At 42.4% G+C, this 229-nt stretch carries 1 pseudogene; it reads left to right on the forward strand.

The window, feature by feature from the left end:
• Positions 1–229, forward strand: a pseudogene (locus SB749_RS21175) (hypothetical protein); the annotation flags it as partial.

Here is a 229-nt window from a genome sequence, read left to right on the forward strand (position 1 = left end):
GTCTTTGAGTATATAAAAACACTAAAGACACCCAAAGAGTGGCTCATATTTACATTGCCTGCACCAATTCTAGGCGGCCAGATATGGCTGTTTATGTGGGCGCCAGTTAATGGTTTTGGCTTGGATGTGACACTAGGCTATTTTTTATTACCATTGATGATGATCGTGCTTGGTCGGTTTTTTTACCATGAGCACATGAGTACTTTGCAGTGTGTGGCGGCGATATTTG

It is taken from the genome of Brevibacterium sp. SIMBA_078, assembly GCF_046534565.1.
Taxonomy (GTDB): domain Bacteria; phylum Actinomycetota; class Actinomycetes; order Actinomycetales; family Brevibacteriaceae; genus Brevibacterium.